Annotated in this window: 10 protein-coding genes, 2 tRNA genes and 2 rRNA genes; 13 read left to right on the plus strand and 1 reads right to left on the minus strand. The window is 40.0% G+C overall.

What is annotated here, in order from left to right:
* Positions 1-87: 87 nt before the first annotated feature.
* Positions 88-357, minus strand: coding sequence for a sulfurtransferase complex subunit TusB (tusB, locus tag RHO11_11625; protein ID WVD61120.1), 270 nt, complete (start codon positions 355-357; stop codon positions 88-90).
* A gap of 55 nt (positions 358-412) precedes the next feature.
* Between tusB and tsaE the strand changes: the two genes are divergently transcribed.
* From tsaE to RHO11_11690, 13 genes are all read left to right on the plus strand, one after another.
* Positions 413-934, plus strand: coding sequence for a tRNA (adenosine(37)-N6)-threonylcarbamoyltransferase complex ATPase subunit type 1 TsaE (tsaE, locus tag RHO11_11630; GenBank protein WVD61121.1), 522 nt, complete (start codon positions 413-415; stop codon positions 932-934).
* 40 nt (positions 935-974) lie between these two features.
* Positions 975-1,751: an N-acetylmuramoyl-L-alanine amidase gene (locus tag RHO11_11635; GenBank protein WVD61122.1), complete on the plus strand. Its 777-nt coding sequence runs from the start codon at positions 975-977 to the stop codon at positions 1,749-1,751.
* A complete protein-coding gene (gene mutL / locus RHO11_11640; protein WVD61123.1) occupies positions 1,751-3,682 on the plus strand; it encodes a DNA mismatch repair endonuclease MutL in 1,932 nt (643 codons plus the stop codon). Before RHO11_11635 ends, mutL begins: the two co-directional genes overlap by 1 nt.
* A gap of 7 nt (positions 3,683-3,689) precedes the next feature.
* Positions 3,690-4,616 carry a tRNA (adenosine(37)-N6)-dimethylallyltransferase MiaA gene (gene miaA, locus RHO11_11645; GenBank protein WVD61124.1) on the plus strand — a complete coding sequence of 309 codons (927 nt, stop codon included), beginning with the start codon at positions 3,690-3,692 and terminating at the stop codon, positions 4,614-4,616.
* 261 nt (positions 4,617-4,877) lie between these two features.
* A complete protein-coding gene (gene hfq, locus RHO11_11650) occupies positions 4,878-5,129 on the plus strand; it encodes an RNA chaperone Hfq (protein ID WVD61125.1) in 252 nt (83 codons plus the stop codon).
* 23 nt (positions 5,130-5,152) lie between these two features.
* Positions 5,153-6,454: a ribosome rescue GTPase HflX gene (hflX, locus tag RHO11_11655; protein WVD62897.1), complete on the plus strand. Its 1,302-nt coding sequence runs from the start codon at positions 5,153-5,155 to the stop codon at positions 6,452-6,454.
* Between the two features lie 35 nt (positions 6,455-6,489).
* Positions 6,490-7,689: an FtsH protease activity modulator HflK gene (gene hflK / locus RHO11_11660; GenBank protein ID WVD61126.1), complete on the plus strand. Its 1,200-nt coding sequence runs from the start codon at positions 6,490-6,492 to the stop codon at positions 7,687-7,689.
* Between the two features lie 12 nt (positions 7,690-7,701).
* On the plus strand, positions 7,702-8,685 hold the full coding sequence (hflC, locus tag RHO11_11665; protein ID WVD61127.1) for a protease modulator HflC: 984 nt from the start codon (positions 7,702-7,704) through the stop codon (positions 8,683-8,685).
* Between the two features lie 57 nt (positions 8,686-8,742).
* Positions 8,743-10,041, plus strand: a complete 1,299-nt coding sequence (locus tag RHO11_11670) for an adenylosuccinate synthase (protein WVD61128.1) — start codon at positions 8,743-8,745, stop codon at positions 10,039-10,041.
* A gap of 862 nt (positions 10,042-10,903) precedes the next feature.
* Positions 10,904-12,441: ribosomal RNA gene (locus RHO11_11675) — 16S ribosomal RNA — on the plus strand.
* A gap of 57 nt (positions 12,442-12,498) precedes the next feature.
* A tRNA-Ile gene (locus RHO11_11680) sits at positions 12,499-12,575 on the plus strand.
* 93 nt (positions 12,576-12,668) lie between these two features.
* Positions 12,669-12,744: transfer RNA gene (locus RHO11_11685), tRNA-Ala, on the plus strand.
* Between the two features lie 204 nt (positions 12,745-12,948).
* Positions 12,949-15,850: ribosomal RNA gene (locus RHO11_11690) — 23S ribosomal RNA — on the plus strand.
* The 16S and 23S rRNA genes sit together here with 2 tRNA genes alongside, the layout of an rRNA operon.
* Positions 15,851-15,868 lie beyond the last annotated feature (18 nt).

Consider the following 15,868-nt stretch of genomic DNA (forward strand, 5'->3'; position numbering starts at 1 on the left):
ATTCACATAAATTGAAATCAAGTCCATTTTTATACTATATTACTACTCTACAGCAGAATTATAACGAAAAATTTTGCAACAAGTCAGTTACCATTTCATTTGTGGATAATGATGCTCCGTCAGCGAAACGACCATTTCCATGTCAATGATTGTTAGGCGAGGATCTATTAAAGGAGCTAATCCTCTTGCCATGATATCATTATCTAATACATAACAGAGTGTGGTTTTAGCTAAAATAGCATTGAGTATGACGTTGTCTTTTATTGTCAGAATAACCCCATTTTGCCAAAATAAAACCGCATCATTTGGGGTAATTAGTTCAATATCAATCGCTGAATCGGAGATAGTATGCAACATGATCGTTTTCTATGCTGTTAAATGTTTCCTTAATGGCGGTTATTCTTCTATAATAATGACCCAGAGTCCAGTAAAGAATCAGAAAGAGGCAGATAAAATTAAACTTAGAACCGCAGATGAGACCGTTCAATTAGGATATCAACTTGCTTTGCAATGTCGTCATTATCTTAATTGTCACGATGATAATATTATGATTCATCTTGAAGGCGATTTAGGTGCAGGAAAAACGACCTTTAGCCGTGGTTTTTTACAAGCATTAGGTCATCAAGGTAATGTAAAAAGTCCAACTTATACCTTAGTTGAGCCTTATGATTTTAAAGATCTGTCTGTTTATCATTTTGATCTTTATCGATTAGCTGATCCTGAAGAGCTTGAGTTTATGGGGATTCGTGACTATTTATTAAAATGCTGTATCTGCCTTATTGAATGGCCACAACAAGCTGGGGATATTTTAGCAAATGCCGATATTAAAATTGAGCTCATTTATGACCAGTTAGCACGAGAGGCAATTATTCAGCCATTATCGGAAAAAGGATTAAAGATAATATCATCATATCATATGGTTGATATGGAATAGGGAAAATTATTATAAATTGAAATAAATAAAAGTAGAGAGTATGAAAAATATAATTAAAACAATATCACTACTGTTGGTAACTTTACTGATGTGTAGTCAAGTGAATGGAAAAGTTATTATTGCCATTGATGCTGGGCATGGTGGCAAAGATTCTGGTGCTGTAGGCCAGTATAAGTTGTATGAAAAAACAGTAACATTATCAATCGCCAATAAACTAAAGGTATTGATTAATAATGATAAAGATCTAAAAGCTGTAATGACGCGTTCTAAAGATAATTTTATTTCGGTTTATCAACGTTCTGAAATTGCAAGGGATCAGAAAGCTAATTTATTAGTATCGATTCATGCTGATGCGGCACCGAATAAAAGTGCTAAAGGTGCCTCTGTTTGGGTTCTTTCAACGAAACGAGCTGATACTGAATTAGGTCGATGGATTGAACAACACGAGAAGCAATCTGAGTTACTCGGTGGTGCAGGTGATGCATTATCAGAGGGCGATAACCGCTTTTTAAGCCAAGCAATTTTAGATCTACAGTTTTCCTATTCTCAACAAGTTGGCTATGCGTTAGCGACGAATATTTTAACCGAGCTTGGTAAGGTTGTTTCGCTACATAAACGCGTTCCTGAACATGCTAGCTTAGGCGTGTTGCGTTCTCCTGATATTCCTTCAGTCCTGATAGAGGTCGGATTTATTTCAAATTTGAGTGAAGAAAAGCTGCTCAGAAGTGATGCCCATCAAAACAAGATAGCTCAGGCTATTTATAGAGGTTTGAAAAATTACATAAAAACTAATCCAATTAATAAGGACAAAGGTTAATGGCGATTCAAATTCTTCCTCCTCAATTAGCGAACCAAATTGCTGCTGGAGAGGTAGTAGAACGACCCGCTTCTATTATTAAAGAACTTGTCGAAAATGCTATTGATGCTAAGGCGAATCGGATTGATATTACTATTGAGCAAGGTGGATGTAAATTAATTCGTATTCGCGATAATGGCAGTGGGATTGCTAAAGATGAGTTAGCTTTAGCCCTGAGAAGACACGCGACAAGCAAAATTAGTAGTTTAGATGACTTAGAAGCGATAGTTAGCTTAGGATTTCGCGGTGAAGCATTAGCTAGTATTAGTTCTGTTTCGCGTTTAACATTAACGTCTAAAACCGAAAATCAACCTGAAGGTTGGCAAGTTTATGCTGAAGGACGAGATATGGAATCAGTGATTAGACCCGCTTCTCATCCAACGGGTACAACGGTTGAAGTATTAGATATTTTTTATAATACTCCGGCAAGACGACGATTTTTAAAAACGGAAAAGACCGAATTCTCGCATATTGAGGAGATTATCCGACGTATCGCTTTAGCTTATCCACAAGTCAGCTTTAATTTAGAACATAATGGTAAATTAGTTAAACAGTATCGCGCAGCTGATTCGCAAGAGCAGATTGAAAAACGGATTGCAACCATTTGTGGCATCGCATTTATGCAAAAAGCGGTAAAATTGTCATGGCAGCATGATGATCTATTCATTAATGGTTGGATTGCCTCAAACACGGGACAAGAGCCCTTACAATATTTCTATGTTAATGGGCGAGTGATTAAAGATCGTTTACTGAATCATGCATTAAAACAGGCCTTTTTAGAAAATGCTAAATCGCAAATCCATTCAACAGATGAATCGCTGAGTTATGTGATTTATTTAGAGCTTGATCCGCATCAGGTTGATGTTAATGTGCATCCCGCTAAACATGAAGTTCGTTTTCATGAAGCAAGGCTTATTCATGATTTTGTTTACCAAGCGATGGCTATGGCGTTAAGTAAGCAAAATGATGCAACTTTACCGCTACAATCTGATGATAATAAAGATGAACAGCAAGAGTGGGCGTTAAAGCCTAATCGTTTAGCTGCTGGGTATAATGTGTTTAATCCTTCAGCCTCTACTCCTATGGTTTCACCATCCCTGAGTAAAGGTCATGATTATGCTCATCACAGTAAACCATTAAAAACTAACCATGTTGTAGAAAATGGTGTATATCAGGCCTTAGTTCAGCCAGTTGTTAATAAAACGATTTTGAAAGAAGAGACGATATCCACCGAACAACGTGCAGTGATTGAATCGTTGTTTCCTAAACGAACGACGCCTTTAGCTTCAATAGATGATACAATTGAACTTTCGACGATTGTAAAGCTTGGTAGAGTATTAACAATTATTGATAATCAATACGTGTTATTAGAAAAAAATAGCTATCAGCAACAGACAATGAGTTTGTTATCGCTAAAAAAAGCGCAATTAGCATTATTCAAAACACAAATTGTAAAAAATAATGAAGAATTTAGACAAGAACGTTTACTGATTCCGCTCTCTATTTTATTGAATAAAAACGAGTTACAGGTGATGGAGCGTGTTGGTGGAGTTCTGGATGAATTCAATTTTGAATTTCAGATCGATAAGTCGAAATTACAGCTCAATGCTGTACCTAAGTTAATGAGAAAAGTAAATTGGCAATCATTATTACCAAAACTTATTACTTTATTATCTCAACAGATATCATCACAAGAGTTAAAACCACTTATTTATGACTGGTTATCTCAGCAGTATTTAGCATTTAACCATGAGCAAGAAATTACGTGGAGTATTCCACAAGCGATTGCTTTATTGACTGATCTTGAAGCTCTTTATGAACAACAAGATATTGATATATCGGAAATCATCAAGCCGATTGATTTATCGACTACTATTGCATTATTTACGTAAGAGTATTATGACTAAACCGACTATTTTTACTTTGATGGGGCCGACAGCCTCAGGAAAAACGGCTCTAGCGATGGCATTAAGTGATCGTTATCCAATCGATATTATTAGCGTCGATTCTGCTTTAATTTATCGAGGAATGGATATTGGTACGGCAAAAACATCAAAAGCTGAATTACAACGATATCCACATCAATTAATTGATATTAAAGATCCACTTGAAAGTTATTCTGCAGCCGATTTTCGTCAAGATGCATTAGCTGCAATCAAAATATCGTTAAATAAAGGGCGAATTCCATTATTAGTTGGTGGTACGATGCTTTATTTTAAAGCATTATTAGATGGATTATCGCCTTTACCTCCTGCTGATGAAAATATTCGTCAAAAGATCGAAGCGCAAGCCGCCAAAGAGGGATGGAGAGCAATTCATCAAGAATTAACTAAAGTTGATCCAATATCAGCTGAACGGATTCATCCCAATGATCCCCAACGTTTAAATCGCGCATTAGAAGTCTATCTCATTACTGGACGTTCTTTAACTGAACTGACTCAGGATAAAGGCGATTCCCTTGAGTATAATGTTATGCAATTTGCAGTGAGTTGTGATGATCGAGAATTGCTACACCAGCGAATTGAGCTACGATTTATGCAGATGTTAGCACAAGGATTTGAAAATGAAGTAAAAGAATTGATGATAAGAGGCGATCTAAATCTCAATTTACCCTCAATGCGTTGTGTTGGTTACCGACAAATGTGGGAATATTTATCGGGTGATATTAGTTATGATGAAATGGTTTTTAAAGGTGTTTGCGCAACAAGACAATTAGCAAAAAGGCAAATCACTTGGTTAAGGGGATGGAAGCATCCGATTCATTGGATTAATAGCGATAATCAAAAAAATTTTTTCAACTTATTTTCTCAAGCACTTGATGAATAATCGTTATTATGCGTTAATAGCGCCCCCTTGCTAAGAGTAAAAATGATTTTAATCAAAAAACATAATAATATGAAATTTTGAATGTTTTTATTTATGTAAAAATAGTATAAATTTTGACTATTATTGATAATAATTGTGTAACAAGTGTTTTAGATTATATTTTTTTATGATAGTTTGGAGCAACATAAAACATAATATTAAAAAATGTTTTATTGATTTTTATTTTCGGGTTTATCAAATAGTTATAAGAAGGATAATTACATGTCAAAAGGGCAATCATTACAAGATCCTTATTTAAATATATTACGCCGTGAGCATATTCCGGTATCAATTTATTTAGTTAATGGAATTAAATTACAAGGTCAGATTGAATCTTTCGATCAGTTTGTTATTTTGTTGAAAAATACAGTAAGCCAAATGGTGTATAAGCATGCCATTTCAACTGTTGTTCCAGCTAGAGCTATTTCTGGTTCATTTTCACAGTCTGATGAAGAAAGTGAAAGTTCAAACTAATTTATTCTCATTTTAATGGAGAACTGTTATTGTTTGAACGATATAAAGGTGGAGAGAAAGCATTACTTGTACATGTTTTTTTTCCTCAGGAAAGCGATATCGAGGATTTAAAAGAGTTTGAAGCTTTGGTCTCTTCTGCTCGAATTGATATTCTCGATATTGTGACTACTTCAAAAAAAATCCCTAGTGCTAAGTATTTTATCGGCGAAGGGAAAGCTATCGAAATTGCCGCTTTGGTGAAAGAGAATGATATATCTGTTATTCTTGTAAACCATTCATTAACTCCAACTCAAGAACGAAATCTAGAAAAGCTTTGTGAATGTCGTGTTGTTGACCGCACAGGATTGATTCTGGATATTTTTGCACAAAGAGCTCGTACCCATGAAGGTAAGTTACAAGTTGAACTTGCTCAATTACAGTATATTTCAACTAGGCTTGTTCGTGGCTGGACACATTTAGAGCGACAGAAAGGTGGAATAGGTTTGCGAGGGCCTGGTGAAACCCAGTTAGAAACAGATAGACGATTAATTCGTCATCGAATTCAAGTCATTCTATCTCGTCTTGATAAAGTTGAAAAACAGCGAGGACAGAATCGTCAGGCAAGAGCTAAAGCTGATTTATCGACGATTTCATTAGTCGGTTATACTAATGCGGGTAAATCTACGTTATTTAATGCAATAACAGATGCGGATGTATATGCCGCCGATCAGCTGTTTGCAACATTAGATCCAACATTACGACGTATCCAAGTCGATGATGTCGGTGAAGTGGTTGTTGCTGATACGGTTGGGTTTATTCGCCATTTACCACACAACCTTATTGCAGCTTTTAAAGCAACCTTACTTGAAACAAAAGAAGCTGCGTTATTATTGCATGTGATTGATGCTGCCGACCCTAATCAGTTAGATAATATCCATGCCGTAAATGAAGTTCTAGCTGAAATCGAAGCTGATGATATTCCTATATTATTTGTCATGAATAAAATTGATTTATTGGATGATAGACAACCGACAATTGATCGAGATGAACATGGTGTACCATTTCGTGTTTGGCTTTCTGCTCAAAATAAGGTAGGATTAGATCTTTTGCTTATCGCTTTGAAAGAACGATTAGCTAAACAAATTCAAACGTGTGAATTGCATGTGCCTGCATATTTAAGTCGATTACGTAGTCGTTTATATCAACTTAAAGCAGTGCAACAAGAAATAATTAATGAGGACGGTAGTTTTAATTTGTATATTAGACTACCATTAGTCGAATGGAATCGGTTATGTAAACAAGAACCTGATTTATTATATTTAATTAGTAATCATTCAACCACTTAAGACTGTAAACAATTGTTAGATGGAGCATATAACATATGGCGTGGAATCAGCCCGGTAATAACGGACAAGATAATGATCCATGGGGTAATCAAAAAAAACCAAATAAGGCATCAGGTAATTTTTTTGATAAAATAAATAGCCTCTTAAATAAGAAAAACTCAGGTGGCGGGGGAGGAACAGGTAAAGTTCAACTTCCGATGAATTTACCACTTATTATTGGTGGGATTATTTTTATCATCATTGTCATTTGGGCAGTGAGTGGTTTTTATACGATTAATCAAAGCCAACGAGGCGTTATTACTCGTTTTGGTCAAGTTCAGCCTGAAATAGTGCAACCGGGTTTAAACTGGAAACCTTCTTTAATCGATCAAGTGTATATTGTTGATACACAAGGAACCCGTAACTTTAATGTGCGCGGATTTATGATTACTGCAGGTGAAAATTTAGTATTTGTTGAAATGAACGTACAGTACCGAGTGAATAATCCAATTAATTATTTATTTAATGTTACAAACGTTGAAGATAGTTTACGACAAGCGGCTGATAGTGCATTACGTTCTGAAGTTGGAACATCAAATATGGATGCTATTTTAACTGATGGTCGTTCGGTTCTAGAAAGTAGAACGAAAGATGAATTAGTCAATATTATCGCAAATTATGATATGGGGATTAGTATTGTCGACTTGAACTTCCAATCAGCACGTCCACCAGAAGAAGTACAAGATGCTTTTAACGATGCTATCAAAGCACGTGAAGATCGTGAACGTGAAATCAATAAAGCAGAAGCGGATAAAGTTCAGTTAATTCAACAAGCAGAAGGTCGTTCAGCAAGAATTTTAGCTGATGCGAATGCTTATCGCGTCAGAATTGAGTTGGAAGCGGAAGGTGATGTCGCTCGCTTTGAGAAACTATTACCAGAATATAAAGCTGCGCCTGAAATTACTAGAGAACGTTTATATATCGAAACAATGGAAGAGATTTTATCAAAAACCAATAAAGTCATTGTTAATGATAAAAGTGGTAATCTACTCGTTTTACCTTTAGAACAGATGTTAAGAGGTAAAGGTGCGGATAATGAAACATTAAATGAACAATTTAAATTAAATAGTTCAAGTGGTTATAATATGAATTTTTCAAGCTCATCAACTACTTCATCAAGTAATGATGCGTCGACATCAAAAACAACAACGGATACGCGCGGTGGGACTACAACTACTACGCGAACTGGACGATAAGGAGAAATAGCAATGCGTAAATTATTAATTCCTGTCGTTATTATTTTGATCGGTGTGTTATTTTCTTCTGTGTATGTTGTGGAAGAAGGTACTCGAGGGATTGTACTGAGATTTAATAAAATTATTGGGTTATCTGATCCTGGTTTACATTTTAAGATTCCAGGTATGGATAACGTTCGTATTATTGATGCGAAGATTCAAACAACCGATAGCTCAAATAATAGTGGTAGAGAGCAAAAATTCATTACCAGAGAGAAGAAAGACTTAATTGTTGATTATTACGTTCAATGGAAAATTGTCGATTTTGACCGTTATTATGAAACAGTGGCTGGTGGTAATAATATTGAAAATCTATTACTAGCAAGATTGAATGGTCGCTTACGAGCTGAGATTGGTAAATTAGATATCAAAGATATTATCAATGATACGAATGCTAATACCAAATCACGAAATTCATTGATGGTAAAAGTTAAAGATGCACTTAATGGTACAGCGCAAACGGCTAGTAATATTAATGATGTCCCAGTAAAAGATCTTGTTGCTGTTGCTGAAAAGGATCCAGAAAGTATTGCGAGTATGAGAGCATTTGGTGTTGAAGTTATTGATGTGCGAATTAAGCAGATTAACTTCCCACCAGAGGTTTCAGAATCAATCTATGCGCGAATGAGTGCTGAACGCGAAGTTGTTGCCCGTGAGCAACGTTTCCAAGGGATTAGAGAAGCTGAAGAAACCCGAGCTGATGCCACTTTAACGGCGACAAAAATTTTGTCAGAAGCTGAAAAACAGGCTAGGACGATTCAAGGTGAAGGGGATGCAAATGCAGCAAAACTTTACGCAGATGCCTTCAATAAAGATCGTGAATTTTTTAGCTTTATTCGTAGCTTGAAAGCGTATGAAAAAAGTTTTAAAGATACTGATGTTATGGTGATTAGTCCTGATAGCGAGTTCTTCCGTTATATGAAATTAAATATGAGTGTAGAACCGAATAAAAAATAATTGTTGCTGATATCGTATTGGCGGCTAGTATTAATTTAAATAAATGAGTATGCAAAGATGAGTGATAATGTTGTCGTTTTAGGAACACAATGGGGTGATGAAGGTAAAGGTAAAGTTGTTGATCTTCTGACTGAAAAAGCAAAATATGTTGTTCGTTATCAAGGTGGACATAATGCTGGTCATACCCTCGTTATTAATGGTGAGAAAACAGTTTTACATCTGATCCCTTCCGGTATTCTAAGAAATAATGTTATTAGTATTATTGCTAACGGTGTAGTACTTTGCCCCGATGCGCTAATGAAAGAGATGACAGAGTTGGAAGATAAGGGTATTCCAGTACGAGATAGACTACTTATCTCTGAAGCGTGCCCTTTAATTCTGCCTTATCATATTGCTTTAGACCAAGCTCGAGAAAAAGCGATGGGTAAAAAAGCAATTGGTACGACAGGCCGAGGAATCGGTCCAGCTTATGAAGATAAAGTTGCACGTAGAGGCTTAAGAGTTGGTGATCTTCTTGATCGTAAAATGTTTGCTGAAAAATTAAAAAATGTTATGGAATATCATAATTTTCAATTAGTAAATTATTACAAAGTTGAACCAATTAGTTATGATAACGTTTTAAATGAAACGCTAGCTATGGCTGACACTATTGTGCCAATGATTGCAGATATTCCTTCTCTATTAGAGTCTGCTCGTAAGAAACATGAAAAAATTATGTTTGAAGGGGCACAAGGAACATTACTGGATATTGATCACGGTACTTATCCTTATGTTACATCATCGAATACGACTGCCGGCGGTGTCGCAACGGGTACTGGATTTGGTCCTCGCTATGTCGGTTATGTACTAGGGATTGTAAAGGCCTATTCAACACGCGTAGGTGCAGGACCTTTCCCAACGGAATTATTTGATGACATCGGTGAATATTTATGTAAACAAGGGAATGAGTTTGGTGCGACAACAGGTCGTCGTCGTAGAACTGGATGGTTAGATATTGTAGCTATTCGTAAAGCAGTACAATTAAACTCTGTTTCTGGATTCTGTTTAACTAAGTTAGATGTTCTTGATGGTTTAAAAGAAGTTAAAATTTGTATCGGTTATCAATTGCCTAATGGTGATATTACCGACATTGCACCATCTTCAGCAGAAGAGTGGAGTGTGGTCAAGCCTGTATATGAATCAATGCCAGGTTGGTCAGAGTCAACATTTGGTGTTAAGGATTTCAACCAATTACCACAAGCTGCTAAAAATTATATCAAACGTATTGAAGAGTTATCTGAAACTCCAGTTGATATCGTGTCAACCGGTCCAGATCGTTTAGAAACTATGGTTTTACGTGATCCTTTTGAAGTATAATGATTTATTTCATTACTCTTTTAATAAAAAGAACTCGCTTAATGCGGGTTCTTTTTTTTATAATGCTAACGAATAATAATATTGTCTTTTCAATTTGTTCTTTATATCTCTTTTATAAGCAAGTCAGATATCTATCATTCATCTTTATATACTAGCGACATTTTGTTGATATGTAGATTTAGTTGTTAAATTCACTTTATGAAGTAGAATTATTTTTCTACGCAATCTAATAAATACAAGTGTGATAGCCTCTATTACTATTAAACAATAATATTAGCTGTGATTTATATATTATATCTCCAATAATATTATTGGGTATTTGATAGGGTATTCTCAGCGATGCTGTATTATTCAAGAGAGCTTCTTGGGAAAATAAGAGAACAAACGTAGAATAGTGATGTGGTTATTTTGTATTGTAATTAAACGACAATTGGTTGCTTTTTAATATTTTTGGCTATGTTTGTGTAAACAATGAGCGTTTGAGAAAAATAAATGCAAAATAGACTTGATCTAAACGAGAAGATGTCTATAATGCGCATCCACTGACGTAACGCAAAGCCTTAAAGCAAGGCGGTTGGTTAAGTTGGAAAAGTTAGTGAATCGGTTGAAACGATTTTCAGAATTTGAAAAAAAGGATGAAAAAAGTTATTGACAGATTAAAAAGGAAAGCGTAGTATACGCAACCCTTGAGACAGCAAAACGAAACGCTGTCAGCTCTTTAAAAATTAAGAACAGACAATCTGTGTGGGCACTGTTAGGACAAAGAAATTAAAGTCTACGGACTTAAAAAAATCAAGTCTTAATAAGTGACACTGAAGATTCATTTGAATATGTCAGAAACAGTTATTGAGCATCAAACTTTAAATTGAAGAGTTTGATCATGGCTCAGATTGAACGCTGGCGGCAGGCTTAACACATGCAAGTCGAACGGTAACATGGGTGCTTGCACCTGATGACGAGTGGCGGACGGGTGAGTAATGTATGGGGATCTGCCGAATGGAATGGGACAACAGTTGGAAACGACTGCTAATACCGTATAATGTCGCGAGACCAAAGTGTGGGACTTTCGGGCCACATGCCATTTGATGAACCCATATGGGATTAGCTAGTAGGTGGGGTAATGGCTCACCTAGGCGACGATCTCTAGCTGGTCTGAGAGGATGACCAGCCACACTGGAACTGAGACACGGTCCAGACTCCTACGGGAGGCAGCAGTGGGGAATATTGCACAATGGGGGGAACCCTGATGCAGCCATGCCGCGTGTATGAAGAAGGCCTTAGGGTTGTAAAGTACTTTCGGTGATGAGGAAGGTACTTGGTCTAATAGGCCAAGTAATTGACGTTAATTACAGAAGAAGCACCGGCTAACTCCGTGCCAGCAGCCGCGGTAATACGGAGGGTGCGAGCGTTAATCGGAATGACTGGGCGTAAAGGGCATGTAGGCGGATGATTAAGTTAGGTGTGAAATCCCCGAGCTCAACTTGGGAATTGCATTTAAAACTGGTCGTCTAGAGTATTGTAGAGGAAGGTAGAATTCCACGTGTAGCGGTGAAATGCGTAGAGATGTGGAGGAATACCGGTGGCGAAGGCGGCCTTCTGGACAGATACTGACGCTGAGATGCGAAAGCGTGGGGAGCAAACAGGATTAGATACCCTGGTAGTCCACGCTGTAAACGATGTCGATTTGGAGTTTGGGGGCATGTCCCTTGGGCTCCGGAGCTAACGCGTTAAATCGACCGCCTGGGGAGTACGGCCGCAAGGTTAAAACTCAAATGAATTGACGGGGGCCCGCACAAGCGGTGGAGCATGTGGTTTAATTCGATGCAACGCGAAGAACCTTACCTGGTCTTGACATCCATAGAATCTTTCAGAGATGAGAGAGTGCCTTCGGGAGCTATGAGACAGGTGCTGCATGGCTGTCGTCAGCTCGTGTTGTGAAATGTTGGGTTAAGTCCCGCAACGAGCGCAACCCTTATCCTTTGTTGCCAGCGGTTTGGCCGGGAACTCAAAGGAGACTGCCGTTGATAAAGCGGAGGAAGGTGGGGACGACGTCAAGTCATCATGGCCCTTACGACCAGGGCTACACACGTGCTACAATGGCGTATACAAAGGGAAGCGAAGGAGCGATCTGGAGCGGACCTCCTAAAGTACGTCTAAGTCCGGATTGGAGTCTGCAACTCGACTCCATGAAGTCGGAATCGCTAGTAATCGTGAATCAGAATGTCACGGTGAATACGTTCCCGGGCCTTGTACACACCGCCCGTCACACCATGGGAGTGGGTTGCACCAGAAGTAGATAGCTTAACCGAAAGGAGGGCGTTTACCACGGTGTGATTCATGACTGGGGTGAAGTCGTAACAAGGTAACCGTAGGGGAACCTGCGGTTGGATCACCTCCTTACGAAGTTCCTGACAGTGTTCACATAGATTGTTTGTTTGAAAGAGATATCACTTAATTGGGTCTGTAGCTCAGGTGGTTAGAGCGCACCCCTGATAAGGGTGAGGTCGGTGGTTCAAGTCCACTCAGACCCACCAATTCGCCTTAATTCAGCAATGAAACGTAGTGTAAGTAAACATTAAGCGAGTTGGTGATTTGGCGAATGCTGAAATAATAAAGTGAAGATACATGGGGCTATAGCTCAGCTGGGAGAGCGCCTGCCTTGCACGCAGGAGGCCAGCGGTTCGATCCCGCTTAGCTCCACCATAATCTGATATCTCGACAATATATTGGTAAGTGTACTAATTAGTGCATTGATTAATATAGCTCTTTAACAAAATGGAACAAGCTGAAAAGAAACGAGTTCTCGTTTTATGGAGGCGTTGATGTGAATGATTTCACGTTGATGTTGAAATAGAAAGAGAAAAAAACAAGCGAAATTGAAAAAGCCAAGACAACTGTAAGTTGTAAGGTTAAGAAATTAAGCGTACACGGTGGATGCCTAGGCAATCAGAGGCGAAGAAGGACGTGTTAATCTGCGAAAAGCGACGGTGAGCTGGTAAAGAGCGTTATAGCCGTCGATGTCCGAATGGGGAAACCCAGTGCAATAATGCACTATCATTAGTTGAATAAAATAGATTAATGAGGCGAACCGGGAGAACTGAAACATCTCAGTACCCCGAGGAAAAGAAATCAACCGAGATTCCCAAAGTAGCGGCGAGCGAAATGGGAGGAGCCCAAAGCGGGTAGCTTGATGTGTAAATGGAAGTATCTGGAAAGGTACACGATAGAGGGTGATAGTCCCGTACATGAATATGCATGAAGTGGAAGCTTGAAGAGTAGGGCGGGACACGTGGTATCCTGTCTGAATATGGGGGGACCATCCTCCAAGGCTAAATACTCCTGATTGACCGATAGTGAACTAGTACTGTGAAGGAAAGGCGAAAAGAACCCCGGCGAGGGGAGTGAAATAGAACCTGAAACCGTGTACGTACAATCAGTGGGAGCATCTTTATGGTGTGACTGCGTACCTTTTGTATAATGGGTCAGCGACTTATATTCTGTAGCAAGGTTAACCGAATAGGGGAGCCGAAGGGAAACCGAGTCTTAACTGGGCGTTAAGTTGCAGGGTATAGACCCGAAACCCGGTGATCTAGCCATGGGCAGGTTGAAGGTTGGTTAACACTAACTGGAGGACCGAACCGACTAATGTTGAAAAATTAGCGGATGACCTGTGGCTGGGGGTGAAAGGCCAATCAAACCGGGAGATAGCTGGTTCTCCCCGAAAGCTATTTAGGTAGCGCCTCATGTATAACTGTTGGGGGTAGAGCACTGTTTCGGCTAGGGGGCCATCCCGGCTTACCAACCCGATGCAAACTCCGAATACTGACAAGTTGAGCATGGGAGACACACGGCGGGTGCTAACGTTCGTCGTGAAGAGGGAAACAACCCAGACCGCCAGCTAAGGTCCCAAAGTCATAGTTAAGTGGGAAACGAAGTGGGAAGGCTTAGACAGCTAGGATGTTGGCTTAGAAGCAGCCATCATTTAAAGAAAGCGTAATAGCTCACTAGTCGAGTCGGCCTGCGCGGAAGATGTAACGGGGCTAAAACTATGCACCGAAGCTGCGGCAGTGTGTAAATAACATATTGGGTAGGGGAGCGTTCTGTAAGCCGTAGAAGGTGTCTTGTGAGGGATGCTGGAGGTATCAGAAGTGCGAATGCTGACATAAGTAACGATAATGCGGGTGAAAAGCCCGCACGCCGGAAGACCAAGGGTTCCTGTCCAACGTTAATCGGGGCAGGGTGAGTCGACCCCTAAGGCGAGGCAGAGATGCGTAGCTAATGGGAAACGGGTTAATATTCCCGTACTGGATGTGACTGCGATGGGGTGACGGAGAAGGCTAGGTTTACCGGGATAGGTCCGCAAGGAGCCCGGGTTAAGCAAGTAGGGGTGTGATTAGGCAAATCCGGTCACTAAAACTCTGAGATGCGATGACGAGGCACTAAGGTGCTGAAGTAATTGATGCCCTGCTTCCAGGAAAAGCCTCTAAGCTTCAGGTTACATGCAATCGTACCCGAAACCGACACAGGTGGTCAGGTAGAGAATACTCAGGCGCTTGAGAGAACTCGGGTGAAGGAACTAGGCAAAATGGTGCCGTAACTTCGGGAGAAGGCACGCTGATGGTAATTGAAATCCCACGCGGACGTAGGTGAAGTCAGTCGAAGATACCAGCTGGCTGCAACTGTTTAATAAAAACACAGCACTGTGCAAACACGAAAGTGGACGTATACGGTGTGACGCCTGCCCGGTGCTGGAAGGTTAATTGATGGGGTTATCCGTAAGGAGAAGCTCTTGATCGAAGCCCCAGTAAACGGCGGCCGTAACTATAACGGTCCTAAGGTAGCGAAATTCCTTGTCGGGTAAGTTCCGACCTGCACGAATGGCGTAATGATGGCCAGGCTGTCTCCACCCGAGACTCAGTGAAATTGAATTTGCCGTGAAGATGCGGTGTACCCGTGGCAAGACGGAAAGACCCCGTGAACCTTTACTATAGCTTGACAGTGAACATTGAGCCTTAATGTGTAGGATAGGTGGGAGACGAAGAAGTGTGGACGCTAGTTTGCATGGAGTCGACCTTGAAATACCACCCTTTAATGTTTGATGTTCTAACGTAGGGCCCTGAATCGGGCTTGCGGACACTGTCTGGTGGGTAGTTTGACTGGGGCGGTCTCCTCCCAAAGAGTAACGGAGGAGCACGAAGGTTAGCTAATCCTGGTCGGACATCAGGAGGTTAGTGCAATGGCATAAGCTAGCTTGACTGCGAGAGTGACGGCTCGAGCAGGTACGAAAGTAGGTCATAGTGATCCGGTGGTTCTGAATGGAAGGGCCATCGCTCAACGGATAAAAGGTACTCCGGGGATAACAGGCTGATACCGCCCAAGAGTTCATATCGACGGCGGTGTTTGGCACCTCGATGTCGGCTCATCACATCCTGGGGCTGAAGTAGGTCCCAAGGGTACGGCTGTTCGCCGTTTAAAGTGGTACGCGAGCTGGGTTTAGAACGTCGTGAGACAGTTCGGTCCCTATCTGCCATGGGCGTAGGAAAATTGAGAGGGTTTGCTTCTAGTACGAGAGGACCGAAGTGAACGCACCGCTGGTGTTCGGGTTGTGATGCCAATTGCATTGCCCGGTAGCTACGTGCGGAATAGATAAGTGCTGAAAGCATCTAAGCACGAAACTAGCCTTGAGATGAGTTTTCCCAGACTATATGTTTGTAAGGTCCGTTCGAGACTAGGACGTAGATAGGTCAGGTGTGTAAGTGTAGCGATACATTGAGCTAACTGATACTAATGAACCGAGAGTCTTAACCTTACAACTTAGAGTTGTTTT

Source organism: Orbaceae bacterium BiB (assembly GCA_036251205.1).
GTDB classification, from domain to species: Bacteria; Pseudomonadota; Gammaproteobacteria; order Enterobacterales; family Orbaceae; genus Orbus; species Orbus mooreae.